This window comes from Streptomyces sp. NPDC110618 (genome assembly GCF_055657065.1).
Genome location: NZ_JBVKBN010000006.1, coordinates 250,903 through 274,314, shown reverse-complemented (window position 1 = coordinate 274,314; position 23,412 = coordinate 250,903). Strand labels below are relative to the sequence as shown.

The window sequence follows — 23,412 nt, the reverse complement described above, 5'->3', positions numbered from 1 at the left end:
GTGTGTCCGGAGCGGCGCTGTAATGGGCGGCGGGGGTCGTTCTCCGCCCGTCAGGGCAGGGAGGTGTGCCGTGTCCGCAGCCGATCGCGCCGACCCGTTGCCCAGGGTGCTCGTCGTGGTGACCGCGATCACCGGGATCGTCGACGCGGTGGCCTTCCTCGGGCTCGGGCAGATCTTCACGGCCTTCATGACCGGCAACATCCTCTTCCTCGGCTTCGCCCTCGCCGGGGGCGAAGGGCTCAGGCCGCTGGGGTCACTGACCGCGTTCTTCGCGTTCGTGTGCGGTGCCGTCGCCGGGAACCGCATGGGGGTGGTCCTGGAGAACCGGCGCAGACGCTGGCTCCTCACCTCGTCCGGCACCGCGTCGGTCCTGCTCGCCATCGGGGCGCTGTTCGCGATCGACCTCCCGAACGTCGACGCGGAGCCCAGGCCGCGGCACTACGCCGTCATCGCCGCGACCGCCCTGGCCATGGGGGTGCGCAGCGCGACCATGTGGCGGCTCGGTGCCGTCCTGAACACCACGCTCGTCACCGGCACCCTCGTGACCTTCCTCCGGAAGTCGCCGATCGGCGGCGGCAGGGGGGACGACCCGTCCAATCCCTATCGGGCGGCGGGCGTCATAGCGGTCCTGACCGGCGCGGCCATCGGCACCCTGCTGCTGCGGGTGAGCATCACGGTGGCGCTGCTGGTGGCGGCGGCGGGGGTGCTGGGCGCCATGGGCGGGTACGCGCTGCGGTGGGCACCGCGGCAGGTGGCGGAGGCGTGACGGCTCACCGGTCTGCGGGTGGGGCGGCTGTCGGCCGCATCGCCCCCCGGTCCGCCCCTCCCCGCGGCAGCCGTCGCGCCAGGAATTCGACGGCCGCCGCCAGTGCCAGCAGCGCCCAGGAGCAGCCCAGCAGGGCCGCGGTGAAGTCCCCCTCGTCCAGCCCCGCCCCGGAGTCCTGGGGGTCGGCGCCCAGCAGGGCCACGAAGAGGGCGCCCAGCACGGCGACCCCCAGGGAGCTCGCGAGCTGGTTCGCGGTGAGCATGATGCCGGACCCCGCCCCGGCGTCCTCGCGGCGGACCGTGGCCAGGACGACCCCGATGAGGGGCGCCGAGACGAAGCCCTGTCCGGCCCCGGACAGCAGCAGCGCGGGAGCCATCGCGAGGGCCTCCAGGGGACCGGAGGACGCCGGTCCCGGTGCCAGGGTCGCCAGGAGCACGACGTAGCCGATCACCATGGTCCCGGCGCCGATGAGCAGGACCCGGCTGCCGTAGCGGGCGGTCAGGCGGCGGCTGGCCAGGGACGCGGCGGCGAAGCCCACGCCGAGCGGCAGGAAGCCGATGCCGGAGGCGAGCGGGGACAGGTGCAGGCCGTCCTGGAAGACGTAGGCCAGGAGGAGGAACAGGCCGTAGTTGCCGCTGTAGAAGATCAGGGCGATGGCCAGGCCGATGCGGAACCCGGGCACGCGGAACAGCGACGGCGGGACCAGGGGCGCCCCGCCCGCGTCCTCCCTGCGCCGCTCGGTGAACCACAGGGCGGCCAGGGCCAGGGCGGACCCCGAGAGGGCCGGCCAGACCCAGCCGGGCCAGCCGTCGGCGCTGCCCCGGATGAGCGGGAAGATCAGCAGGGTCATGGCGGCCGCGGTCAGCAGCAGGCCCGGGAGGTCCAGCGGGTGGCGGGCGGCGGGCCCCCGTTTCGGGAGCGTGGCGGGGACACAGGCCGCCACGGCGAGTCCGATGGGCACGTTGACCAGGAACACCGACCGCCAGCCGAGGCCGAACACGTCCGCGCGGATCAGGGCGCCGCCGATGATCTGGCCGAGGACCGCGCCGAGCCCCAGCGTGGCGCCGTAGAGCGCGAGTGGCCGGGCCCGCCGGTCCGACGGGAAGATCACCTGGATCAGCGCCAGCACCTGCGGCAGCATCAGGGCCGCCGCCATGCCCTGGAGGAGGCGCAGCGCGATGAGGACTCCGGCCGAGGGCGCCGCCGCGCATCCGGCGGACAGGGCTGTGAAGCCCAGGACGCCCAGCAGGAAGACCCGTTTGTGCCCGTACGAGTCGCCGAGCCGGGCGCCCGTGGTCAGCAGGACGGCGTAGGCCAGGACGTAGCCGCTGATCACGGCCTGGATGTCGTCGAAGCTCGCGTGCAGGTCGCGCTGGATGGAGGGGGCGGCGACGTTGACGATGAGCACGTCGAGGATGCCCATGAACGACGCGAGCAGCAGCACGGTGAGCGCGCCGCGCCGCCGTGTGCCCGGTGCCGCCTCGCTAGCGGCGCGCGATGCGGAGCGGGACGACATGCCAGTGGGTCTCGACGGCTTCCGGATCGGCGGCCACGCGGGCGCGCAGCCCGGCCGCGAAGGCGTCCGCCACGCGCTCGACCTCGTCGGGGTCGCGTTCGGCATCGAGCGCGCTGAACAGCGACGGCTGGAACGCCGCCCGGAAGAACGCCGTCACCTGTTCGGCGAAGCCCCGGGCGTCCCCGGTCGCGCGGAAGTGGTCGAGGTGGATGTCGGGGAGGCGTACCAGGTCGTACTCCTCGACCCTCAGGACGTCGGTCAGGGGACCCGCCCGGAGAGGGGCGAGGAATTCGTCCACGGTCCGGTTCCAGGTCGGGATCGTCATCCGCGCGTGCTCGTCCCGCGTGATCAGACCCTGCCGTACGAGATCGGCCAGTGCGGCGTCGGCGGTGTCCATCAGGGCCTCGGCCCCGCTGGACCCGTCCTCGGCGCACGACCCGCCCAGGACCACGAGTTGCCCGCCGGGGCGCAGTTCCCGGGCCCGGTGGGTCAGGAAGGCATCCCAGTCGGACCGTGACCGCGCCTTGAAGGCCGCTCGGATGTCGCCGGTGGCCCGGGTGGAGAAGATGTGGCCGGGGATGGGCGCGGGCGCCCGGGACAGCCAGTGCACGGCGATCGCGCTCCACGCCAGGTGCAGGTCCCCGGGCGGGAAGAGGGGCTCGTAGAAGGAGCGGGCCTCGGCGTGGACGAAGACGCCCGGTGCGTGGGCGTAGGAGCCGGGGGAGTCCATGACCGTCGCGAACAGGGTGTTGAAGTCGTTGGCGAGGATGTCGGTGTGGACCACCGTCACCGGGGTGTCCTCACCGGTCCGCTCGCGTACGCCGTCGACCACGGCACGCATGGGGTCCAGGGAGTTGGTCCCGGCGGCCGCACCGAGATCCGCCACCCGGAAGGGTTCGCCGTCCCGGGGCAGGGCGACCGCGTCGAGGGCGCGGTGCAGCAGGGGCATTCCGAAGTCGTCGGCGCGGTGCTGCACCCGGGAGTGCCGGGCGTAACCGCGGCCCATGGCGCCCTCGACACCCGGAGAAGTGACCGATCCGCTCATGGAGACCTCGCTCACCAGCAGTCGCGGCCCCTCCGACCACGATAACCGTGACCTGTGGGTCAGGCGACGCGGTGCACGCGCTGGTCACTCAGCTCGTACCGGGCCCCGACGACGGCGAGTTCACCCGCCCCGACCTTGGCCGCGAGGTCCGGATCCGCGGCGACGAGGTCGCGCACCAGCCGTACGTGGGCGTCGATCGTCGCGTCCACGCGTGCCTCGCCCGTCTTGGTGCGGTCGATCACCGGGCGGATACGGTCGGCGATGTACTGGATGTGTGCGGGCAGGTGTTCCCCGCTCTCGTCGGCCTCGACCGCCGCGCGCACCGCGCCGCACGACTGGTGGCCGAGGACCAGCACCAGCGGGATGCCGAGTTCGAGCACACCGTAGGCGACGCTGCCGAGCACCGCCTCGTCCAGGACCTCACCGGCGCTGCGCACGGTCATCAGGTCCCCGAGGCCCTGGTCGAAGACCAGCTCCGGGGGGACGCGGGAGTCGATGCAGCCCAGGACCACGGCGAAGGGGTGCTGGCCCGACACCAGTTCCTGGCGGACGGCGCGGGTCTCGTCGGGGTGCCGCTCGCGGAAGGTGCGCCAGCGCGCGTTGCCCGCGGCGAGCGCGCGCAGCGCCTCGGCGGGGGTGGCCGGGCGGTGGCGGGGCCTCGGCGCGGCGGTCGCGGGGGAGGCCCCGACGGTGAGACCGGTGCCGAGCGCGGCGGCTCCGGTGAGGGCGCCGCGCAGGAGGTACCGGCGGGCCGGGAGGGGGTCGGTGTCGGCAATCACGGCCAGAACGTACGTCCGGAGCAGGGCCGTCAGGGCCGTACAACCCAATCGTTGACGGCTCGTTGACCGTCCATGGCGAAGTGTTGGTCGGTCCTTGGTCAGCCGAGGCAGGAGGCGATGGTGCGGGCGCAGTCCAGTGACTCCGTGCGGGTGGTGTCCACTTCGAGGTCGTAGCGCACCCGCCGGTGCACGACCTCGGCCTGCTGGGCGGCCATGCCAGGGGTGCGGTCCCCGCGGGCGATCTCCCGGGCCGCGGCGACCTCCGGGTCGCAGCGCACCCCGACCCACAGCACGTCGAGGCCGCCGAGCGCCTTCTCCCACCGCTGCTGGGAGGCGGCGCCGCCGAGGAAGACGTCGTCGACGACGATCCGCGCACCGGCCCGGGCCATCGCGGCGATGCCCTCAGCCCAGGCCGCCTGGAGGGCCATGAAGTCGCCGCCGACGCTCACCGAGCCGTCGTCGCCGAAGGTGATCCCGTCGTCGGAGGTCTGCATCCGCGCGGGCAGCGCGTCGACGAACGAGTCGACCCCGAACGCCAGCCACGGATCGGGCAGCACGGCCTGGAGACAGCGCACGAGCCCGGACTTCCCCGAGCTGGAGCCGCCGTTGAGGATGATCACTTGAGTCGCCACGGGGCCACGGTACGGCGGGCGGAGGCTCGGTACGAAACGGATTTCCCCCACGGGGTGAGCGCAAGCCCTGCGGCTTCCCAACTTCCCTCGCTATTCTTGGAGTTGCTTCCATCCGTCGTCCCGCGCGGGCGAAGGGGGGAGCCGCTGTCGGCGCCGCTTCACGGGCGGGGCCGACGGAGGCGAACCGGATGGGAGGTGAAGTTCATGGCCGACGACAAGTCGACCGGGGCGGCCACGCTCTGCGCGGACCTGGCGAAGCGAGTCATCGCCGCGCTCAGCGCCCGCGCGATGTGGGCGGCGGTGCTCTATCTGCTGCACCGCGACGTGTGACGTCCGGGGCCCCGACCCACCCCCAGGCCGGGGCCCACTATGTGTGTCGCCTGCGGCCCCCGCCCGCTGGCACCCTGGCCGCCATGGACCAAGTGGAAGCACTGCTGATCGGTGGACGGGCCGGGGTCGGGAAGACGACGGTCGGGTGGGAGGTCTCCGCCCGGTTGCGGGCCGCCGGGGTGGCCCACGCGGTTGTCGAAGGGGACTACCTGGGCCAGATCCATCCGGCGCCGGACGGCGACCCGCGGCGCGCGGGGATCACCGAGCGCAATCTCCGCGCCGTCTGGGCCAACTTCGCCGAACAGGGCTGCCGGCGGCTGATCTACACCAACACGGTGAGCGTGCTCCCCGCCGCGACGGGGATGTTCGAGCGCGCCATGGGCCCCGGGGTGCGCCTGATCCGCGTGCTGCTCACCGCCACGGACGACACGGCGTGCGCCCGCCTGACCGGCCGTGAGATCGGTTCGGAGCTGGAGGGGGAGCTGGCGGCCAGTCTGCGCAAGGCGCGGCTCCTGGAGCGGGAGGCGACGGCGGACACCGTGCGGGTGGCCACCGACGGCCGGGCTGTGACGGACATCGCCCGGGAGGTCGTGGCCGCGACGGGGTGGGCGGCAGACGATTTGGCCCCGGCGCCGGTCCTACCGTATGGTTGATCTTGCGCCGGTCGCCGCAACTCAGGGCGAATGGCACTGCGTTGGTGGTCCAAAGCAAGACGCCCCGCTTCCTGCGGGGAAATGCAGGTGCGAGACCTGCCCAGCGCTCGGATGTACGGCCCGTCCCGGTCCCCGGGGCGGGCCGTTCGCGTTGCCGGGCACCTGCGACCGGCCGTAAGTTGATGAATCAACTACACTGGGCGCCCGTAGTTCCGTGGCCCGAGGCTCCGGAACGCCAGGACGAGAAGGTGCCGCCGTGGTCACACCCCGACTCATCGCCACCGACCTCGACGGCACCCTGCTGCGCAGCGACGGCACGCTGTCGTCCCGCACCCGGGCCGCCCTCGCCGCGGTCGAGCGGGCCGGGATCCCGGTCGTGCTGGTCACCGGCCGCCCGTCACGGGTCGTGGACGCGCTGCTGGAGATCATCGGGCCGCACCACGTCATCGCCGCGAACGGCGCAGCCGTGCACACCCCCGACGGCTTGCTCGCCCTCGCCTCGCCGCTCCCGCCCGCCGCGGCCACGGGGCTCGTGACTCGGCTGCGGGCCGCCGTCCCCGGGGTCTCCTTCGCCGTGGAGTACGACCGGGACTTCGGCCATGAACCGGACTACCCCACCTGGTCGTTCGGCAGCGACACGGTCGAACTCGTCGGAACCGCCGAGGCGTTGGTGAGCCGTTCTCCCGCCAGACCCCTGCTGAAGATCCTCGCCCACCACCCGGCCCTCCCGCTCGACGACTTCGTCGCGCGGGCCGCGTCGGCCGTGGGACCGTCCGCCGAGACCACCCACTCCACCGGACTGTCCCTCGTCGAGTTCAGCGCGCCCGGCGTCACCAAGGCGACCACCCTGGTCGAGTGGAGCAAGCGCCTCGGTATCGGCGTCGACGAGATCGCCGCGTTCGGTGACATGCCCAACGACCTGCCCATGCTCACGGTCGTGGGGCACTCCTACGCCATGGCCAACGCCCACCCGGACGTGCTCGCCACCGCACGGCACCGCACCTCCTCCAACGACGAGGACGGTGTCGCCCAGGTGCTGGAAGGGTTCCTGGACGCGCTGGTCGTCTGAGGAGTCACGCCCGCTCCACCGTCACCCGCAGCGGTGCGCGGAAGGAGAGCAGGCCGAGCATCGGGGCGTCCGCCGACGCGTCCAGGCGTGCGGAGGGCAATCCGCGGGCCGCCGCGCGCAGGGCCACCGCCGCCTCCGTACGGGCCAGGGACGCGCCCGGGCAGCGGTGGCGGCCGACCCCGAACGCCAAGTGCTGCCGTACGTTCGCCCGGTGCGGACACATGCGCTCCGGGGCGTCGAAGACCTCCGGGTCCGAGCCGCTGCCCAGCAGGAGGAGCAACAGCTGGGCCCCTTCGGGCAGTCGGACCCCGCCCAGCTCGACCGGGCTCGCGGTGACCCGGCGCCACGAGGTCACCGGGGGCTCGCGGCGCAGCACCTCCTCCACCCAGGCCCGCGCGAGGTCGTCCTCGGCGGCGGCGCGGGCCCACAGGCCCGGCTCGGACAGGGCGTGGCGCAGCACCGTGGCGATGAGCTGGCCGGTGGTGGACTGACCGGCGATGAAGACGAAGAAGCAGGCGGCGACCGCGGTCTCCACGTCCAGCCGCTCGCCGTCCGGCAGCCGGTGCTCGGTCAGGGCCCGGACGAAGGAGCCGGGGCGGGCCGCGCCGTCGGACACCGTCACCGTCAGCCAGCGGTGGAACTCGCCCACGAGTTCCGCCAGTTCGAGCTGACGCTCCGGTGTCGGCCGACCCCAGAACAGCTCCAGCGAGGCATCGCTCCAGCGGATCAGCGTGGCCGGTGCGACGCCCTCGATGCCGAGCAGTTCCATCAGCACCCGGCACGGCAGTACCTGGGCGAACGTGGTGAACAGATCGCAGCGCCCCGAGGCGTCGAACCGCTCCCGCACCCCGTCCAGCAGCTCGTCGGCGATGCGCTCGACGACCGGCACGGTGGCGGAGACCCGCTGGGCGTTGAAGAACCGCGTGACCACGCGGCGCAGCCCCGGGTGGCTGTCGGTGCCGTTGTTGGCCAGCGCGACCGGCAGGTTGAACCCCGCCCGCGCCAGCACCCGCAGCGCGCCGAACGGCAGCGGTGTGACCGCGTTCTGCGCGTTGTCCGGCAGGTAGTCCTCCGGGGTCAGCAGCACCTGCCGGATGTCCCGGTGCCGGCTCACCAGCCACAGCCCGGTGCCCGCGTCGAAGTGCACCGGCGACCCGGCGCGCAGGGCGTCCAGCCACGGGTACGGGTCGCGGGTGAAGCCGTCGCCGAACAGGTCCAGCGCGGCACCGAGCGGGGCGGATACGTCGGTACCGAGCGGGGCGGATGCGTCCAATACCGGGGAAGTCACGGCGGGGACGCTAACACGCGGCCACGGGGTGACCGCGGGTAAGTGCCCGGCGTCACTCACGGCCCGCTCAGGACGTATCCGACCTGGTCATGAGCGCGTCGATACCGGCCCGCAGGAAGGCCATCGCGGCATCGATGTCGGCGTCCTCCGGGTGGTGGCAGACCTCGCTGACCACCGCGGCCGCCGCCGCTGCCGCGATCCGGGGGCCGAAGTCGTCGGGTGACCCCCCGCGCTCCTCCGCGAGCAGCCGGGCGCCCTGCTGGATGACCTCGGTGAGCCGCACGCCGGTGACGGCCCGCACCTGCGGGTTGAGGTCGAGCATGCGCTCGTAGAGGTGATCGAGATCGGTCAGGTCGGCGATCTCGCCGCGCAGCCAGTGCTCCAGCGCGTCCAGGAGCGGCAGCCCCTCCGGCCGGTCGCGCAGGGCCAGGTGCAGCCGGTCCGCGAACTCGTCGAACTGCGAGGTGGCGAGCTCCAGCTTCGACGGGAAGTAGAGCGTGACGGTCCGCGGGGCGACCTCCGCCGCCGCGGCGATGTCGGCGATGGTCGTGGCCTCGAAGCCCCGCTCGGCGAACAGCTCGTACGCCGCCCGCAGGATCGCCTCCCTGCGCCGCGCCTTCGACCGTTCCCGCAGACCCTCGCTCATCATGCCCGCCACTTTACCATCGGTAGCGAATTTACAGTCGACTGCAAAAATGCCGTACGGTGCAAGAAGCGGGGGACGTAACTCAGCGAAGGAGAGGGGACAGGCATGGCCTCACGCCTGTACACATGGGCCCGGTGGGCGGTGCGCCGTCGCGGTCTGGTCGTCGCGGTCTGGCTGTTGCTGCTCGCCGTGGTCGGAGGTCTCGGGGTGACCCTGCACGGCAGGGCCAGCACCGAGTTCACGGTGCCGGGGATCGAGTCGCAGCAGGCCCAGGACCTGCTGGAGAAGGAGTTCCCGGAGGCTTCCGGCGGCGTGGTCCGGGTCGTTCTCGCGGCACCGGGGGGCGGCGACCTGACCGCGCCGGACACCTCGGCCGCCGTCGGGGCGAGCCTGCGCGAGGCCGCCGAGGTCGACGGCGTCGTCAACGTCTCCGACCCGCTGAAGGACCGGACCGTCTCACCGGACCGGCGGATCGGCTACGCCGACGTCGTCTTCCGTGAACAGGCCAGCGATGTCCCCGAGGTGTCCAAGGACGCGCTGTCCCGCGCGATGGAACAGGCCCGGGACGCCGGACTCCAGGTCGAGTTCGGGGGCTCGGCGATGGAGCCCAAGACGGAGGTCGGCGGACCCGCCGAAATCGTCGGCGTCGTGGTCGCGTTCGTCGTCCTGGCCCTCGCCCTGGGTTCCCTGGTGGCCGCCGGGCTGCCCCTGCTCACCGCCCTGGTCGGGGTGGCGATCGGCGTCCTCGGTGTCCAATTCGTCAGCCGCTACGTCGAGATGACCAACACCGCCACCGTGCTCGCCCTGATGATCGGGCTGGCCGTCGGCATCGACTACGCGCTGTTCATCATCTCCCGCCACCGCGAGCAACTCGCCGACCCCGACCGGGACGTGGCCGACTCCATCGCCCGCGCCGTGGCCACCGCCGGCGGCGCGGTGGTGTTCGCCGGGGCGACCGTGATCATCGCGCTGGCGGCCCTCGCGGTCACCGGCATCCCGTTCCTGACCGTGATGGGCGTGGCCGCCGCGGTGACCGTGCTGCTCGCGGTCCTGGTCGCGATCAGCCTGGTCCCGGCCGCCCTCGCCCTGCTCGGCGAACGACTGCGCCCCCGTGACCGCGGTACGGAGCGCAAGGCGCCCGGCGCCTGGGGCCTGGCGTGGGGCCGCGCGGTCACCCGCAAGCCGCTGCTCGTCCTGCTGGCCGGGGTCGTCGGACTGCTCGCGCTCGCCCTGCCCGCCCGCGACCTGCGCCTCGGGCTCCCCAGCAACGCCTCGCAGCCCACGAGCAGCACCCAGTCCAAGAGCTACGACCTGCTGACCGAGGGCTTCGGACCCGGCTTCAACGCCACCCTGACCGCGATCGTCGACCTCGACGGCGTCCCCGCCGCCGACCGCACCACGACCGTGGCCGAGCTGCGCGCGGACCTCGCGGGCGACCCGGGAGTCACCGTGGCCGCCCCGCCGGTCACCAACTCCGACGGCAGCCTCGCCGTCGTCGCCGTGGTGCCGAGGACCGGGCCCGACGCCCAGGCCACCACCGATCTCGTGCACCGGCTGCGCGACCACGCGCCGGCCGTCACCGAGGCGGGCGGCACCCTGTACATCGCGGGCCAGACGGCCGCGGCGATCGACGTCTCCGGCAAGCTCTCGGACGCGATGCCACTGTTCGTCGCCCTCATCGTGGTCCTGGCGCTGATCCTGCTGACCATCGCCTTCCGCTCCCTGCTCGTGCCCCTGAAGGCGGCGCTCGGCTTCCTGCTGTCGGTCGCCGCGTCCCTCGGCGCCACGGTCTGGGTCTTCCAGGACGGCCATCTCATGGACCTCCTGGAGATCCCGTCGGCCGGGCCGGTGACCAGCTTCCTGCCCGTGCTGCTGATCGGCGTGCTCTTCGGGCTCGCCATGGACTACGAGGTGTTCCTGGTCAGCCGGATGCGCGAGCACCACGAGCACACCGGCGACGCGGCCGGGGCCGTCACCCGGGGCGTGGCCAGCAGCGGCCGGGTGGTCAGCGCCGCCGCGCTGATCATGGTCGCCGTCTTCGGCGGCTTCGTCTTCAACCACGACCCGATCATCAAGTCCATCGGCTTCGCCCTGGCGTTCGGTGTCCTCGTCGACGCCTTCGTGGTCCGCATGACCCTCGTACCGGCGGCCATGGCCCTGCTCGACCGGCACGCCTGGTGGCTGCCGCGGTGGCTGGACCGGGTCACCCCGGACGTGGACATCGAGGGCGCGAAGCTCCCGGCGCGCCCGGAGCCCGAGGAGGAGCGGAAGCAGGAGGAGGCGGTCGTGGGCTGAGGGCCGTAGGGCTGGCGGGCGGTGCCGGGCCCCGGCACCGCCCCGGGAATAGGGCGTGCGCGGGCCGCGTTCCCCGCACGTGGTTGACGTATCAACCACGGAGGAAGTGAGGGCTGAGGGCATGACGACGAACGGCTTCAACGAGTACGCGGCCCACGGCGGCGTCGCCCCCGACCGGTGGGCGAGCGCCCTGCACCTTTTCGACAACGGTGCCGGGGTGCCGCACGAGGAGACGCTGCTGGAGCGCTGGGATCGGGCGCGGTTCTTCTTCGACGCCCGGGACTACATCGGCGCCGCCCGGCTCCTTGTCGACATCGTCGATGAGGTCCCGGAGCAGACCGCCCCCCGGCTGCTGCTGGCCCGGGCCTACTACCACTCGGCCCAACTGCGGCGTGCCGAGGAGCAGTTGCGGCGCGTCATCGAGCGCGACCCGGTGGAGCACTACGCACACCTGATGCTGGGCCGCACGCTGGAGCGCCAGGGCCGCCACGAGGAGGCGGAGTCCTGGCTGAGGATGGCGGCCGCCTTCACCGGCGAGTCGTCGTAGAGGTCCGCGCACCAGGTTCGGGAAGTGGGTGCACGCGCGGACCGGCGACGAGGTCCGGCGCACCGGGGGGCGTTGCAGGCGGGGGACACCCGGATCCGCCGCCTGCACCCCGCGCGGGGGCGATCGACCTCTCGCCGGTGCGGGGAGCGGGCGTTAGAGGGCGGGGCCGTAGGGACCTTCGAGGACCTTGCGCTCGTGCATCGCGCTGAGCCGCAGGACGAACAGAATGGCTGCGCCCGCGGCCAGGATCTCCAGGCTGTCGCAGATCATGTACTGCACGACGGCCTGGCGCAGCTCCGCCAGGTCGTCGGCGGAGTCGAACCGTGCCGCGCACCAGCGGCTGAAGAGCGCGTTGCCCGCGAACAGGGCCCACCACAGGTTCACCGGCCAGACCGGTGCCCGGTGCGGCTGCCCGTCGGACGGCAGGGGCGAGGCACCGCCCCACATGTCGAAGGCGATCCGGTACGGCACCCACAGATTCACGATCGGCACGAACCAGGCCCCGATGGCCCACCCCGCGGCGTGCCGGAACCGGTCCGGCGCCAGCAGCCCGAGCGCGCGGCGCGTGCGGTAGAACCACTGGATGAACAGGGCGCCGCACAGAATGTAGGCGCCGCCCTGGAACTTGCCCGCCGTCTCCCACAGCGACAGCGCGCCGTGGAGGTCCTGGGCGTCGGTGGTGAGGAAGCCCGCCTCCCCGTCGATGACCCCGTACAGCCGTATTCCGGCCACGACGGCGAACACGCCGGTGAGCCCCGCCAGTCCGAGCAGCGCCGCGACCACGACGGCCAGCCACCGTGGCGGCATCGGTATGCCCGTGGACTGCTGGGCGTGCGGACGTGGATCCAGGACGGACATGGCGGAGCCCCCCGAGTGAACAAGAACGTGAAACCAAGATCGATGCTCGCGTACCTTACGTCCTCGCCGGCCCCGACCGCGCGGCGCCTTCCGGACCGAACGTTCCGGCCCCCTTCGGCGTCGTAGGAGCAACCGTGTCGAAGGGATCGGACTCATATGACTCGCGCACTCCGGCGTACCCGCACCGCCTCCGTCGTCGCCCTGGGTGGGACCCTGTTGTTCACCGCCGTCGGGTGCGGCGACGACAGCGGTACCGGGGTCCGTACGGCCGAGGAACCGGTGACGTGGCGGGAGCCCGCCGCGTACAGCTACACGCTGGAGTCGGTGGCGGGGGAGCGGTCGCTGCTCGGCAGGTTCCGGATCACGGTCCGGGACGGCGAGGTGGCCAAGGCGGCCGGGCTCGACGCCAGTGGGCGCCGGGTCGTGCGGCAGTTGCCCGAGGAGGTGCCCACCATCGGCGACCTGCTGACGGAGCTGCGCCGGGCGCGCAAGGACGGCGCGGACCGGGCGGAGGCCGAGTACGCCGCCGACGGGCATCCCGAGCGGATCGTCCTGGACTGGATGGAGGGCGCCATCGACGACGAGGCCGTGTACGTCATCAGCGACTACGAGGCGGTCAAGGCCGCCAAGGACTAGCGGCTACGAGGCGGTCAAGGGCCGGCCAGGACCATCGACGACAAGGCGGTCAAGGGCCGGCCGGGACCATCGACGACAAGGCGGTGGAGGCCGGTCAGGACCAGCGACGACGAGGCGGTGGAGGCCGGCTAGGACTTCGGGGCCGGGCCGATGCCCTGCAGCTTCCGGATCTCCCCGCCCAGCTTCGGGCGGAGGTCGTCGAGCACCTCGGGCTTGGCGCCGACCACCCAGCGGGTGCCCACGAGATAGGTCCCGCCGTACACGGAGGCCGAGTCCAGCCAGGTCTGCTTCAGCTTCTCCTCGGGGAAGGTGGTGATGACGTAGTCGGCCTTCCCGGTGCGGCACACGCCTTCGCGCAGTTCGTCCGCCTCGATGCGGATCTTCGGCTTGCAGCCGGTCAGTCCCGCGATCACCTCGACCTTGGCGGGGGCGACGACACCGGCGGACGCGGCGGCCGAGACCTTCTCGGCCGTGGCGGTGTCGGCCGTGTCGTCCCCGCCGCCACCGCATCCCGCGGCCAGGGGAGTCAGCACCAGCAATCCGACGATGAGCGCACGTCTCACTCGGTCCCACTCTTTCCTTCGATCAACCGTCCGTGGGGAGTACGGATGCCGGGTCCGGACTGTTCAAGCGAGCGCACTGGCCGTCGGTAATCAAGTTTGACTAGATTGGTGTCATGAGTGAAACGACCATTCCGATCCTCCCGTGCCGGACCCTCCCGCCCCTCCTGGACTTCTACACGGCCCTCGGCTTCGAGGTGACCTACGAGCAGCGCAGTCCCAACCCGTACGCCGTGGTGGAACGCGGCGGCATCCAGCTCCAGTTCTTCGGGATGAAGCGGTACGAGCCCGCGGAGTCCTACAGCACCTGCTACATCCGGACCGACGACGTGGACGGCCTGTACGCCGCGTTCCGGAGCGGGCTCAGGGCCGCCTACGGCAGGGTCCCGCCCCGGGGTCTGCCGCGGATCGGGCCGCTGAAGGACATGCCGTACGGCGTACGTCAGTTCCTGGTGACCGACCCCGGCGGCAACTGCCTGCGTGTGGGGCAGCGGACGAGCGAGGACCCGAGCCACCGGCCCGCCCCCGAGGAGACCTTCGCGCAGGCCCTGCACCACGCCGCACTCCTCGCCGACTCCAAGCAGACCCCCGAAGCCGCGGCGAAGGTCGTCGACCGGGTGCTCGGGCTGGAGGACGAGCGGCCGACGCCGTGCCTCCTGCTCCAACTCCTCGTCCTGCGCGCCGACATAGCCCGGAGGCTCGGCGACGAGGAGGCCGCGGCGGACGCGCTGGAGCGGGCCGCCGCGATCCCCCTCACCCCGGAGGAACGGGAGTCGGCCGCGGAGGCACTGCGGCGGCTTGAGGAGCTGCGCGAACCCTGATCGCGCCGAAAGTCTGTTGAGGCCGTGTACGCCGTGGGGGAGGCTCGGTGGCCATGGAGTTCTTCTGCTACCACCGGGACCGCCGCGGCTCCCTCCCCCTGCGCGAGGCGCTCATCGAGGAGCACTGGTCCTACATGGACCGGTACGCCGCCCGGATGATCGCCCGCGGGCCCACCTTCGCCGAGGACGGCGAGACCCCGTCCGGCAGTGTGCACATCCTCGGTCTGCCGGATCCCGCCGCCGCCCGCGCCTTCGCCTTCGACGAGCCCAACCACCAGGCCGGCGTGTACCGGGACGTGCTGCTGCGCCGCTGGCGCAACCTGCTCGGACGCACCATGTGGGACTTCCCCGGCGGCCCCAGCGGCGGCAACCGCTACCTGGTGCTCGGCCTCGGCGAAGGCCCCGCCGCCGACCTCACCGTCCCGCTGTCCTATCAGGACGGACTGATCGCGTACGGCCCTCTGCTGTCCGACGACGCCACCACCTGGCTCGGCACCGCCGCCCTGGTCAGGGCCCCGGACCCGGAATCGGCCCGCGCCCTGCTCACCAAGGACCGGTACGCCGAGATCGAGGTCCACGACTGGGAGTTCGGCGGCCGGCGCTAGGGTCTGTCGTCACATTCCCGCCTGCCGCGCGGCGTGCCCTCCGGGCGGACGACGGGAATGTGACCGACAGACCCTAGGTTGTCACTCGATGTACCCGGTGGCCGGGTCGACCTGGGCGAGGAAGTCCCGTACCGCTTCTTCGAGTTCGGCCCGGCCGACCGGCGCCGGGGGATGCGTGCGGAACGCGAACCCGTACCGCGGGTCCCGCCCGGACACCCACGTCAGTTCGTAGCTGCCCGGGCTGTCGGGCGGCTGCACGACCTCGAACTCCTCACCGTCGACGGTGATCCGGGACCGTGTGCCGTCCGCTGCCATGGTGCCGCTCCCCTCAAGGCCGAAGCCACGAGATTACCCGTGGCCCCCGGCCCGTCCGGCCCGGCCCACGGCCTTGGCCACCTCGGACTCGACATCGCCGAGCGCGGCGCCCTGTTCCCTCGCGTACTCGGTGAGGGACGTGCGGGCGTCGCGGGCCAGGTCGCGCCAGGCCCGCCACGCGGTGTCGTAGGTCTGGGTCTGCGTGTCCGACCAGCCGCCGGTCCGGGCCGGCGGGCCGTACTGCGCGCGCAGGCCCTCGACCCGGCGGTGCGCCTCGTCCGCCGCCCGCTGCTTCTCGATCAGCTCTTCGAAGGTGTGTGCCACTGTGCGATCGTAAGAAGCCCGGGCGCGAAGCGCGCGCCGAGCGGCAGACGGCGCGGGCCCGTCACGCGGACGGCTGCCGGCCCAGTTCCGGCCCCAGTTTCACGGCCATGTCGGTCAGGATCTGCACATAGTCCTCGTGCTCGAAGGTGAAGGGCAGGGCGAAGGCCACCTCGTCCACCTCGCGGAACGCGGCGTGCGCGTGCAGGCGCTCGGCGATCTCCGCACTGGTGCCGACGAGGTCCGGGGCGAACATCAGCCGGGCCGGGCCCTGCGGGGAGCGGGTGCGCGGGGTGCGCCTTCGCGCGTACTCCTCGTACTTCGCCCGCTGGGCCGGGGTCGCCGAGTCGGTCGGGATCACCACCAGGCCCTGGGAGACCCGGGCCCGCTCGCCGTCCGGGTGGGCGGCGCGGAAGGCGCGGATGTGGGAGAGCTGGATCTGCTCGAAGTCCTCCGACTCCTCCGCCTTCACCACGCTGCTGGTGAGCAGGTTCATGCCCTGCTCACCGGCCCACCGGGCCGAGCGGAGGCTGCCGCCGCCGTACCACATGCGGCTGCCCAGGCCGGGGGAGTGCGGCTGGACGCGCCGGGAGAACACCTCGAACCCCTCGGTGCCCTCGAAGTCCGTGGCCGCCTCACCGCGCACGAAGTCGAGCAGGCGGCGCACCCGCTCGTAGCCGAAGTCCTCCGCCTGCGCGGTGTCCGGGTAGAGCGCCCGCTGGACGCGGTCGTAGTGCATCGGCGGGCCCACGCTGACGCCCGGGTTGAGCCGGCCGCCGGACAGGACGTCGACCGTGGCCAGGTCCTCGGCCAGGCGCAGCGGGTTCTCCCAGCCCAGCGGGGTGACCGCCGTGCCCAGCTCGATCCGGCGGGTGCGCTGGGTGGCCGCCGCCAGCAGGGCGACGGGCGAGGATATGCCGTACTGCAGATGGCGGTGCCGCACCCAGGCGCTGTCGAAGCCGAGCTGTTCGCCCAGCTCGATGAGGCCGAGGGTGGCTTCGTGGCCGGCGCCCGGGTCGTGCTCGTCGAACAGTCCCATGGTCAGGAAGCCCAGCTTGCGCAGCGGTCGCGGGGTCGACGGCACAGGTCCTCCAAAGTTCAAGAGTTCTTCCGTGCCAACCGCGGCCGTGCCCGTCCTGTTCCGCTCAGGCGAGAGAAATCGTCACCTCGTCCTCCACCGGGGGCTCGATCTCGTGAGCCCGGTTGCCCGTGGCCGCACAGCAGCGCAGCCGGACCGCCTCCGGGGAGACGTCCACGCGCAGGAAGGACTTGAAGAACGGCGGACTGTAGGTCGCCGAACCGGGCGAGAACAGCGAGGTGTGGATCTTGCGCACTGGCAGCCGCAGCCGGGCGGTGCGGTCGGGGCGGCGGCCCGCGCCCAGCAGGCTCGCCACCACCCGGGTGCGCCGGGTGACCCGGGCGGACGTCCGCTGCGACCGGGTGAGCGGGATGCCCAGGCGCTCGGCGACCACGGCCGCCGCCTCGGCCTCGCTGACGGTGAAGAAGCGGCGCAGGCGCAGCCGTCGGCCGTACAGGGCGCTGTAGAAGGCGAGGGAGTCGCCGCGCAGCGGGTAGCAGCGGAAGTCCGCCTCGGTCACCCCCGCCACGTCGACGCGGGGGATGGTGTGGGTGGCGTGCATGAACGCGCCGCCGCCGCCCGACACGACGTACTGGATCGTGCGGTCGCCCACCCGCACCGGATAGCGCTGGTAGTTGTGGATGTCGCCGCCTATCGCCGCCACATAGCGGTGCGCCGGGTCGCGGACGATGTCGTCGACCGTACCGCCGCCCTCGATCGGGCACGGGTGGTGCTCGCCGTCCACGTACAGCGGTGAGCCGGTGATCAGGATCTTGGGGCGGGGGTCGCGGGAGACCTCGCGCAGCCAGGCGCCCTGCTCGGCGTCGAGGGTGCCGAGCAGCCCGGTGTCGATGCCTATCAGGCGCACCGGTCCGGCGTCGATCGCCCAGTACGGGCCGGGCTGGACGGTCTGTTGTGCCGGGGCGGAGCGCAACGTGCGGGCTTCGTACAGGTGTTGGCCGTCCGTGCGGCGCGGCCGGTGCCACAGCAGGGAGCGCAGCCAGGCCCGGGTCAGCGGGCGCGGGCGGGGTTCGGGCTCCAGTGGCGGGGCGTCGCAGAAGACGCGCATGAAGGCGCCGAGGTCCTCGTACCAGTCGTGGTTGCCGGGTATCGCGTAGATCGGCGCCCGGTAGTCCCGGTAGGGGCGGAAGAACTTGTCGGCGTAGTCGTCGGCGCTGCCCACCGGGTAGATCACGTCACTGGCCAGCACCGCGAAGCTCGTGCCCTCGCCCGCCTTCAACAGCCCCGGCACCACCGCGTACTGGGGCTCGCCGCCCTCTCCGGTGTCCCCGATGACCAGGAAGGAGAAGGTGTCCGGGTCGGAGCGCCGGATCACCTTGTCCGCGGGCGCCCCGGCCGCGGTGCGCTGCGCCGTCCAGCGGGCGCGGGTCCGTCCGGTCGGATCGCCGAACCAGGAGGCGAGCACGCCGTTGCGGGCCGCCCACAGCATCCGCGGGTCCAGCCAGGAGATCCGCTTGACGTCGGGGGGCATCAACCGCCGGTAGGTGCCGCGTTCCGCGGTTCCCCAGCCGGCTCCTTCGGCGGTATCGCGTGAGGATTCAGACACCCGTGCACCGTAACAACGATCTACGAACGGGCGTGCGGGGAACCGCTCCTGACTGTCTGTCGGCCGTCCGTGCCGCCGCCCTTGCCGTCGCCGGCGACGAGCCCCGGGTCGAACATCACCACCACGCCCGCGAGCCCAAGGAAGACGACCGGGCCGATGAGCATGGGCAGCAGCAGGGAGGTCGGGGAGTCGCCCGCCCAGGTGCCCTGCTCCGCGAAGCTGTGCAGATGCACCTTCACGGCCGCCATGCCGGTGTAGTGCATCCCGGACACGGCCAGGCCCATCACCAGGCTGGCCCCGAGGCTCGCCAGGAAGCCCCGCACCGTCACCGCCGCCCACAGGGCGGCGGTCGCCGCGCCGATCGCGATCAGGACGGAGAGGTGGACGGTGAGGATGTCGTAGCGGATGTCCGCGCCGAGCCGCAGCGCGGCCATGCCGAGGTAGTGCATGGCCGCGATCCCGAGCCCGGTGACCACGCCCGCGAACGTGAGCGTGGCAGGGCTCGCGCCCCGGCGGCCCACGATGAAGACGCCGATACCCACCACCACGACCGCCACGGCCAGGCTCAGCACTGTCAGGGTGACGTCGTAGCGGACCCGCGTCTCCTCGACCTGGAAGCCGATCATGGCGATGAAGTGCATGGTCCAGATACCGCACCCGATGGACGTGGCGCCCAGCGCCAGCCAGCCGGTCTTCCATGTCTCCTCGTCGATCAGCGACCGCACGATGCAGCGCAGCCCGAGCGCCCCTCCTGAGCAGGCCATCAGAAAGGCCGCCACGGGGGTCACCACCCCGTACCGGAACCCGTCGACCGTCCCCTCCACGCGCCAACTCCCCCCAGAGCAAAGGCCGGTTGAGGTGAAAGGTTTACGCTGTGCGACCCCTGTGAAGCAAGCCCTGCTACTGGTCCGGACCGGTCCCCGACGAGGGCGTTGCATGTTCATGCGTTGTCGTGCATACTTCTGCGTATGTCCAAAGTGCTTACCTCCCTCCCCGTCGGCTCGCGCGTCGGGATCGCCTTCTCCGGGGGCCTCGACACCTCCGTGGCGGTCGCCTGGATGCGCGACAAGGGTGCCGTGCCCTGCACGTACACCGCCGACATCGGCCAGTACGACGAGCCCGACATCGCGTCGGTGCCCGGCCGCGCGAAGACCTACGGCGCCGAGATCGCGCGTCTGGTCGACTGCCGCGCGGCGCTGGTCGAGGAGGGCCTGGCGGCGCTGACCTGCGGCGCCTTCCACATCCGCACCGGCGGCCGGGCGTACTTCAACACCACCCCGCTGGGCCGCGCGGTCACCGGCACCATGCTGGTCCGCGCGATGATGGAGGACGACGTCCAGATCTGGGGCGACGGCTCCACCTTCAAGGGCAACGACATCGAGCGGTTCTACCGCTACGGCCTGCTCGCCAACCCGCACCTGCGGATCTACAAGCCCTGGCTCGACGCCGACTTCGTCACCGAGTTGGGCGGCCGCAAGGAGATGTCGGAGTGGCTGCTCGCTCACGACCTCCCCTACCGTGACTCGACGGAGAAGGCGTACTCCACCGACGCCAACATCTGGGGCGCCACGCACGAGGCCAAGACCCTGGAGCACCTGGACACCAGCCTGGAGACCGTGCAGCCGATCATGGGCGTGCGGTTCTGGGACCCCTCGGTGGAGATCGCCACCGAGGACGTCACGATCGGCTTCCAGCAGGGCCGTCCGGTCACCATCAACGGCAAGGAGTTCGCCTCCGCCGTCGACCTGGTGATGGAGGCCAACGCCATCGGCGGCCGGCACGGCCTCGGCATGTCCGACCAGATCGAGAACCGGATCATCGAGGCCAAGAGCCGCGGCATCTACGAGGCGCCCGGCATGGCGCTGCTGCACGCCGCCTACGAGCGCCTGGTCAACGCGATCCACAACGAGGACACCCTCGCCCAGTACCACAACGAGGGCCGCCGCCTCGGCCGGCTGATGTACGAGGGCCGCTGGCTGGACCCGCAGGCGCTGATGATCCGCGAGTCGCTGCAGCGCTGGGTCGGCCAGGCCGTCACCGGCGAGGTCACCCTGCGGCTGCGCCGCGGCGAGGACTACTCGATCCTCGACACCACCGGCCCGACCTTCAGCTACCACCCGGACAAGCTGTCCATGGAGCGCACCGAGGACGCCGCGTTCGGTCCCGTCGACCGCATCGGCCAGCTCACCATGCGCAACCTCGACATCGCCGACTCCCGAACCAAGCTGGAGCTCTACGCCGGGCTCGGCATGGTCGGTACCGCGGCGGCCGCCGCCGTGGAGACCCCCGGTACGACCAGCCTGATCGGCGCCCTGACCGAGGGCGGCGCCGAGGCCATCGCCTCCGTCGGCAAGGGCCCGGACAGCGACGAGGAACTGCTGGACCACGCGGCCATGGAGTTCGGCACCGACTGACGGACACCGCTCGCACGCGGCGCGGGCGGGTTCCCCTGGCAGGGGAACCCGCCCGCGCCGCGTTCCGCGTCCGGGCCGCGCCGACGGGACATGCGGGCCGCGCCGACCGGACATCCGGGCCGAGCCGATCAGGAACGGAGAAGCGCCGGGCCCCCGGCAGTGGATAGCGTGGCACCTGGTTTGAACCGCCACCCATTCCGGCGGCGATCAAGTACACCTTGACGTACTGTTCCAAGCCGGTCAGCTCCGGCCGGGCGATCCCACGAGGGAGACACGATGAGCAGGGCCACCAGGACGAACACCAAGTCGCCCGAGCCGCACATCGCCGACAGCCACGACATGATCCGTGTGCACGGAGCCCGCGAGAACAATCTCAAGGACGTCGACATCGAGATCCCCAAGCGCCGGCTGACGGTGTTCACGGGCGTCTCCGGCTCCGGCAAGTCCTCCCTGGTCTTCGACACCATCGCCGCCGAGTCGCAGCGGCTGATCAACGAGACCTACCCCGCCTTCGTGCAGGGCTTCATGCCGAACCTGGCCCGGCCCGAGGTCGACGTCCTGGACGGCCTGACCACCGTGATCAGCGTCGACCAACAGCGCATGGGCGCCGACCCGCGCTCCACCGTGGGCACCGCCACCGACGCCAACGCCATGCTGCGCATCCTCTTCAGCCGCCTCGGCGAGCCGCACATCGGCCCGCCCGGCGCGTACTCCTTCAACACCGCCTCGGTGAAGGCCAGCGGCGCGATCACCGTGCAGCGCGGGGACAAGACCAAGGCCGAGAAGGCCACCTTCGAGCGCACGGGCGGTATGTGCACCCGCTGCGAGGGCCGCGGCAAGGTCACCGACATCGACCTCACCCAGCTCTACGACGACTCCAAGTCGATCTCCGAGGGCGCCTTCACCATCCCCGGCTGGAAGTCGGACAACGTCTGGACCGTCGGCATCTACGCCCAGTCCGGCCTGCTCGACCCCGACAAGCCGATCCGCCGGTACACCAAGAAGGAGATGCACTCCTTCCTCTACGGCGAGCCCATGAAGGTGAAGGTCAACGGCGTCAACCTCACCTACGAAGGCCTCATCCCGAAGATCCAGAAGTCCTTCCTGTCCAAGGACAAGGAGGCCATGCAGCCGCACATCCGGGCCTTCGTGGAGCGTGCCGTCACCTTCACCACGTGCCCCGAGTGCGACGGCAGCCGGCTCAGCGAGGGCGCCCGGAGCTCCAAGATCAAGGGCATCTCCATCGCCGACGCCTGCGCGATGGAGATCCGCGACCTCGCCAAGTGGGTGCGCGGCCTGAAGGAGCCGTCGGTGGCGCCGCTGCTGACCGCGCTCCAGCAGACGCTGGACTCCTTCGTGGAGATCGGCCTCGGCTATCTCGCCCTGGACCGCTCCTCCGGCTCGCTGTCCGGCGGCGAGGCGCAGCGCGTGAAGATGATCCGCCACCTCGGCTCCTCGCTCACCGATGTCACCTACGTCTTCGACGAGCCGACCGTCGGCCTGCACCCGCACGACATCCAGCGCATGAACAACCTGCTGCTGCGGCTGCGCGACAAGGGCAACACGGTGCTCGTGGTCGAGCACAAGCCGGAGACCATCGCCATCGCCGACCACGTCGTCGACCTCGGTCCCGGCGCCGGTTCGGGTGGTGGCACCGTCTGCTTCGAGGGCGACCTCGACGGCCTTCGGTCCTCCGGCACCGTGACCGGACGCCATCTCGACGACCGGGCGAAGCTGAAGGACACGGTGCGCGAGGCGACCGGCGTACTTGAGATCCGCGGCGCCACCGCCAACAACCTGCGGAACGTCGACGTCGACATCCCGCTCGGCGTGCTCACCGTCATTACCGGCGTCGCCGGTTCCGGCAAGAGCTCGCTGGTGCACGGCTCCATCCCCGCCGACGAGGGCGTCGTCTCCGTCGACCAGAGCCCCATCCGCGGCTCCCGGCGCAGCAACCCCGCCACCTACACCTCACTGCTCGACCCGATCCGCAAGGCGTTCGCCAAGGCCAACGGCGTCAAGCCCGCCCTGTTCAGCGCCAACTCCGAGGGCGCCTGCCCCACCTGCAACGGCGCCGGAGTCATCTACACCGACCTGGCGATCATGCAGAGCGTGGCCACGCCGTGCGAGGACTGCGAGGGCAAGCGGTTCCAGCCCTCGGTGCTGGAGTACCGGCTCGGCGGCCGGGACATCGCCGAGGTGCTGGCGATGTCGGTGGCCGAGGCGCGGGAGTTCTTCGCCGAGGGCGAGGCCCGCACCCCGGCCGCGCACACCATCCTGACCCGGCTCGCCGACGTGGGCCTCGGCTACCTGACCCTCGGCCAGCCGCTGACCACCCTGTCCGGCGGTGAACGGCAGCGGCTGAAGCTCGCCACGCACATGGCCGACAAGGGCGGCGTCTACGTCCTCGACGAGCCGACCACCGGACTCCACCTCGCCGACGTGGAGCAACTGCTCGGCCTGCTGGACCGGCTGGTGGACTCCGGCAAGTCGGTGATCGTCATCGAGCACCACCAGGCCGTCATGGCGCACGCCGACTGGATCATCGACCTCGGCCCCGGTGCCGGTCACGACGGCGGCAAGGTCGTCTTCGAGGGCACGCCCGCCGATCTGGTCGCCGACCGCTCCACCCTCACCGGGGAGCACCTGGCGCAGTACGTCGGCGCCTGAC

At 72.0% G+C, this 23,412-nt stretch carries 24 protein-coding genes; 11 read left to right on the top strand and 13 right to left on the bottom strand.

All coding sequences use genetic code 11. The features are described 5' to 3' along the window. Nucleotides 1–70: 70 nt before the first annotated feature. Entirely contained in the window at nt 71–766 is a 696-nt protein-coding gene (locus ACZ7L7_RS14475; protein WP_471432468.1) for a YoaK family protein, read from the top strand. Nucleotides 767–770: 4 nt separating this feature from the next. On the opposite strand, the gene ACZ7L7_RS14470 is transcribed toward ACZ7L7_RS14475, so the two are convergent. From ACZ7L7_RS14470 to cpt, 4 genes are all read right to left on the bottom strand, one after another. Further along, nucleotides 771–2,282 (bottom strand): MFS transporter, encoded by a 1,512-nt coding sequence (locus ACZ7L7_RS14470; protein ID WP_472075962.1) that lies wholly within the window; start codon nt 2,280–2,282, stop codon nt 771–773. Further along, nucleotides 2,251–3,327, bottom strand: a complete 1,077-nt coding sequence (locus ACZ7L7_RS14465; RefSeq protein ID WP_471432469.1) for a class I SAM-dependent methyltransferase — start codon at nt 3,325–3,327, stop codon at nt 2,251–2,253. Before ACZ7L7_RS14465 ends, ACZ7L7_RS14470 begins: the two co-directional genes overlap by 32 nt. A 59-nt stretch (nt 3,328–3,386) precedes the next feature. Continuing rightward, the gene (locus ACZ7L7_RS14460; protein ID WP_285512633.1) at nt 3,387–4,106 is read right to left on the bottom strand and encodes a carbonic anhydrase; all 720 of its coding nucleotides are present in this window, start codon (nt 4,104–4,106) and stop codon (nt 3,387–3,389) included. A gap of 98 nt (nt 4,107–4,204) precedes the next feature. Next, a complete protein-coding gene (gene cpt / locus ACZ7L7_RS14455) occupies nt 4,205–4,738 on the bottom strand; it encodes a chloramphenicol phosphotransferase CPT (protein ID WP_285512632.1) in 534 nt (177 codons plus the stop codon). Between the two features lie 204 nt (nt 4,739–4,942). Between cpt and ACZ7L7_RS14450 the strand changes: the two genes are divergently transcribed. From ACZ7L7_RS14450 to ACZ7L7_RS14440, 3 genes are all read left to right on the top strand, one after another. After that, entirely contained in the window at nt 4,943–5,068 is a 126-nt protein-coding gene (locus ACZ7L7_RS14450) for a hypothetical protein (protein WP_285512631.1), read from the top strand. Between the two features lie 83 nt (nt 5,069–5,151). Next, on the top strand, nt 5,152–5,721 hold the full coding sequence (locus ACZ7L7_RS14445; RefSeq protein ID WP_285512630.1) for a nucleoside/nucleotide kinase family protein: 570 nt from the start codon (nt 5,152–5,154) through the stop codon (nt 5,719–5,721). 256 nt (nt 5,722–5,977) lie between these two features. Next, entirely contained in the window at nt 5,978–6,790 is an 813-nt protein-coding gene (locus ACZ7L7_RS14440; RefSeq protein WP_472075959.1) for an HAD family hydrolase, read from the top strand. A 4-nt stretch (nt 6,791–6,794) separates the two neighbouring features. Here the strand turns inward: ACZ7L7_RS14440 and ACZ7L7_RS14435 are convergent, their stop codons facing one another. Both ACZ7L7_RS14435 and ACZ7L7_RS14430 read right to left on the bottom strand, forming a co-directional pair. Next, nucleotides 6,795–8,078, bottom strand: a complete 1,284-nt coding sequence (locus ACZ7L7_RS14435; RefSeq protein ID WP_471593364.1) for a cytochrome P450 — start codon at nt 8,076–8,078, stop codon at nt 6,795–6,797. Nucleotides 8,079–8,145: 67 nt separating this feature from the next. Beyond that, the gene (locus ACZ7L7_RS14430; RefSeq protein ID WP_472075957.1) at nt 8,146–8,727 is read right to left on the bottom strand and encodes a TetR family transcriptional regulator; all 582 of its coding nucleotides are present in this window, start codon (nt 8,725–8,727) and stop codon (nt 8,146–8,148) included. A 102-nt stretch (nt 8,728–8,829) separates the two neighbouring features. Here ACZ7L7_RS14430 and ACZ7L7_RS14425 point away from each other — a divergent pair, with 102 nt between their 5' ends. After that, the gene (locus ACZ7L7_RS14425; protein ID WP_472075955.1) at nt 8,830–11,019 is read left to right on the top strand and encodes an MMPL family transporter; all 2,190 of its coding nucleotides are present in this window, start codon (nt 8,830–8,832) and stop codon (nt 11,017–11,019) included. A 121-nt stretch (nt 11,020–11,140) separates the two neighbouring features. Then, nucleotides 11,141–11,566, top strand: a complete 426-nt coding sequence (locus ACZ7L7_RS14420; protein ID WP_285512625.1) for a tetratricopeptide repeat protein — start codon at nt 11,141–11,143, stop codon at nt 11,564–11,566. A gap of 153 nt (nt 11,567–11,719) precedes the next feature. Here the strand turns inward: ACZ7L7_RS14420 and ACZ7L7_RS14415 are convergent, their stop codons facing one another. After that, nucleotides 11,720–12,424, bottom strand: coding sequence for a DUF4328 domain-containing protein (locus ACZ7L7_RS14415; RefSeq protein WP_472075953.1), 705 nt, complete (start codon nt 12,422–12,424; stop codon nt 11,720–11,722). Between the two features lie 156 nt (nt 12,425–12,580). Here ACZ7L7_RS14415 and ACZ7L7_RS14410 point away from each other — a divergent pair, with 156 nt between their 5' ends. Next, nucleotides 12,581–13,060 carry a DUF6174 domain-containing protein gene (locus tag ACZ7L7_RS14410; RefSeq protein ID WP_285512623.1) on the top strand — a complete coding sequence of 160 codons (480 nt, stop codon included), beginning with the start codon at nt 12,581–12,583 and terminating at the stop codon, nt 13,058–13,060. A 128-nt stretch (nt 13,061–13,188) separates the two neighbouring features. On the opposite strand, the gene ACZ7L7_RS14405 is transcribed toward ACZ7L7_RS14410, so the two are convergent. Further along, entirely contained in the window at nt 13,189–13,623 is a 435-nt protein-coding gene (locus tag ACZ7L7_RS14405) for a hypothetical protein (protein WP_453603669.1), read from the bottom strand. Nucleotides 13,624–13,736: 113 nt separating this feature from the next. Here ACZ7L7_RS14405 and ACZ7L7_RS14400 point away from each other — a divergent pair, with 113 nt between their 5' ends. After that, nucleotides 13,737–14,441, top strand: coding sequence for a bleomycin resistance protein (locus ACZ7L7_RS14400; RefSeq protein ID WP_285512621.1), 705 nt, complete (start codon nt 13,737–13,739; stop codon nt 14,439–14,441). Nucleotides 14,442–14,494: 53 nt separating this feature from the next. After that, on the top strand, nt 14,495–15,046 hold the full coding sequence (locus ACZ7L7_RS14395) for a YciI family protein (protein WP_285512761.1): 552 nt from the start codon (nt 14,495–14,497) through the stop codon (nt 15,044–15,046). An 81-nt stretch (nt 15,047–15,127) separates the two neighbouring features. Here the strand turns inward: ACZ7L7_RS14395 and ACZ7L7_RS14390 are convergent, their stop codons facing one another. The 5 genes from ACZ7L7_RS14390 to ACZ7L7_RS14370 form a co-directional block, all read right to left on the bottom strand. Continuing rightward, nucleotides 15,128–15,361: a hypothetical protein gene (locus ACZ7L7_RS14390; RefSeq protein WP_285512620.1), complete on the bottom strand. Its 234-nt coding sequence runs from the start codon at nt 15,359–15,361 to the stop codon at nt 15,128–15,130. Between the two features lie 33 nt (nt 15,362–15,394). After that, on the bottom strand, nt 15,395–15,685 hold the full coding sequence (locus tag ACZ7L7_RS14385; protein WP_285512619.1) for a hypothetical protein: 291 nt from the start codon (nt 15,683–15,685) through the stop codon (nt 15,395–15,397). A 61-nt stretch (nt 15,686–15,746) separates the two neighbouring features. Then, nucleotides 15,747–16,766, bottom strand: coding sequence for an LLM class flavin-dependent oxidoreductase (locus tag ACZ7L7_RS14380; protein ID WP_472075950.1), 1,020 nt, complete (start codon nt 16,764–16,766; stop codon nt 15,747–15,749). A gap of 61 nt (nt 16,767–16,827) precedes the next feature. Continuing rightward, nucleotides 16,828–18,327: a metallophosphoesterase family protein gene (locus ACZ7L7_RS14375; RefSeq protein WP_285512617.1), complete on the bottom strand. Its 1,500-nt coding sequence runs from the start codon at nt 18,325–18,327 to the stop codon at nt 16,828–16,830. A 20-nt stretch (nt 18,328–18,347) separates the two neighbouring features. Beyond that, nucleotides 18,348–19,151: an MHYT domain-containing protein gene (locus tag ACZ7L7_RS14370; RefSeq protein ID WP_285512616.1), complete on the bottom strand. Its 804-nt coding sequence runs from the start codon at nt 19,149–19,151 to the stop codon at nt 18,348–18,350. Between the two features lie 144 nt (nt 19,152–19,295). Between ACZ7L7_RS14370 and argG the strand changes: the two genes are divergently transcribed. Then, on the top strand, nt 19,296–20,741 hold the full coding sequence (gene argG, locus ACZ7L7_RS14365) for an argininosuccinate synthase (RefSeq protein WP_285512615.1): 1,446 nt from the start codon (nt 19,296–19,298) through the stop codon (nt 20,739–20,741). A 276-nt stretch (nt 20,742–21,017) separates the two neighbouring features. After that, nucleotides 21,018–23,411, top strand: a complete 2,394-nt coding sequence (locus ACZ7L7_RS14360) for an excinuclease ABC subunit UvrA (protein WP_285512614.1) — start codon at nt 21,018–21,020, stop codon at nt 23,409–23,411. Nucleotide 23,412 lies beyond the last annotated feature (1 nt).

What these genes read in the sequence shown, in the direction of transcription:
- ACZ7L7_RS14425 (WP_472075955.1), top strand. Translation starts at nt 8,830, where the DNA reads ATGGCCTCACGCCTGTACACATGGGCCCGGTGGGCGGTGCGCCGTCGC.
- argG (WP_285512615.1), top strand. Translation starts at nt 19,296, where the DNA reads ATGTCCAAAGTGCTTACCTCCCTCCCCGTCGGCTCGCGCGTCGGGATC.
- ACZ7L7_RS14430 (WP_472075957.1), bottom strand. Translation starts at nt 8,727, where the DNA reads ATGATGAGCGAGGGTCTGCGGGAACGGTCGAAGGCGCGGCGCAGGGAG.
- ACZ7L7_RS14395 (WP_285512761.1), top strand. Translation starts at nt 14,495, where the DNA reads ATGGAGTTCTTCTGCTACCACCGGGACCGCCGCGGCTCCCTCCCCCTG.
- ACZ7L7_RS14465 (WP_471432469.1), bottom strand. Translation starts at nt 3,327, where the DNA reads ATGAGCGGATCGGTCACTTCTCCGGGTGTCGAGGGCGCCATGGGCCGC.
- ACZ7L7_RS14420 (WP_285512625.1), top strand. Translation starts at nt 11,141, where the DNA reads ATGACGACGAACGGCTTCAACGAGTACGCGGCCCACGGCGGCGTCGCC.
- ACZ7L7_RS14360 (WP_285512614.1), top strand. Translation starts at nt 21,018, where the DNA reads ATGAGCAGGGCCACCAGGACGAACACCAAGTCGCCCGAGCCGCACATC.
- ACZ7L7_RS14415 (WP_472075953.1), bottom strand. Translation starts at nt 12,424, where the DNA reads ATGTCCGTCCTGGATCCACGTCCGCACGCCCAGCAGTCCACGGGCATA.
- ACZ7L7_RS14410 (WP_285512623.1), top strand. Translation starts at nt 12,581, where the DNA reads ATGACTCGCGCACTCCGGCGTACCCGCACCGCCTCCGTCGTCGCCCTG.
- ACZ7L7_RS14470 (WP_472075962.1), bottom strand. Translation starts at nt 2,282, where the DNA reads ATGTCGTCCCGCTCCGCATCGCGCGCCGCTAGCGAGGCGGCACCGGGC.
- ACZ7L7_RS14450 (WP_285512631.1), top strand. Translation starts at nt 4,943, where the DNA reads ATGGCCGACGACAAGTCGACCGGGGCGGCCACGCTCTGCGCGGACCTG.
- ACZ7L7_RS14400 (WP_285512621.1), top strand. Translation starts at nt 13,737, where the DNA reads ATGAGTGAAACGACCATTCCGATCCTCCCGTGCCGGACCCTCCCGCCC.
- ACZ7L7_RS14390 (WP_285512620.1), bottom strand. Translation starts at nt 15,361, where the DNA reads ATGGCAGCGGACGGCACACGGTCCCGGATCACCGTCGACGGTGAGGAG.
- ACZ7L7_RS14445 (WP_285512630.1), top strand. Translation starts at nt 5,152, where the DNA reads ATGGACCAAGTGGAAGCACTGCTGATCGGTGGACGGGCCGGGGTCGGG.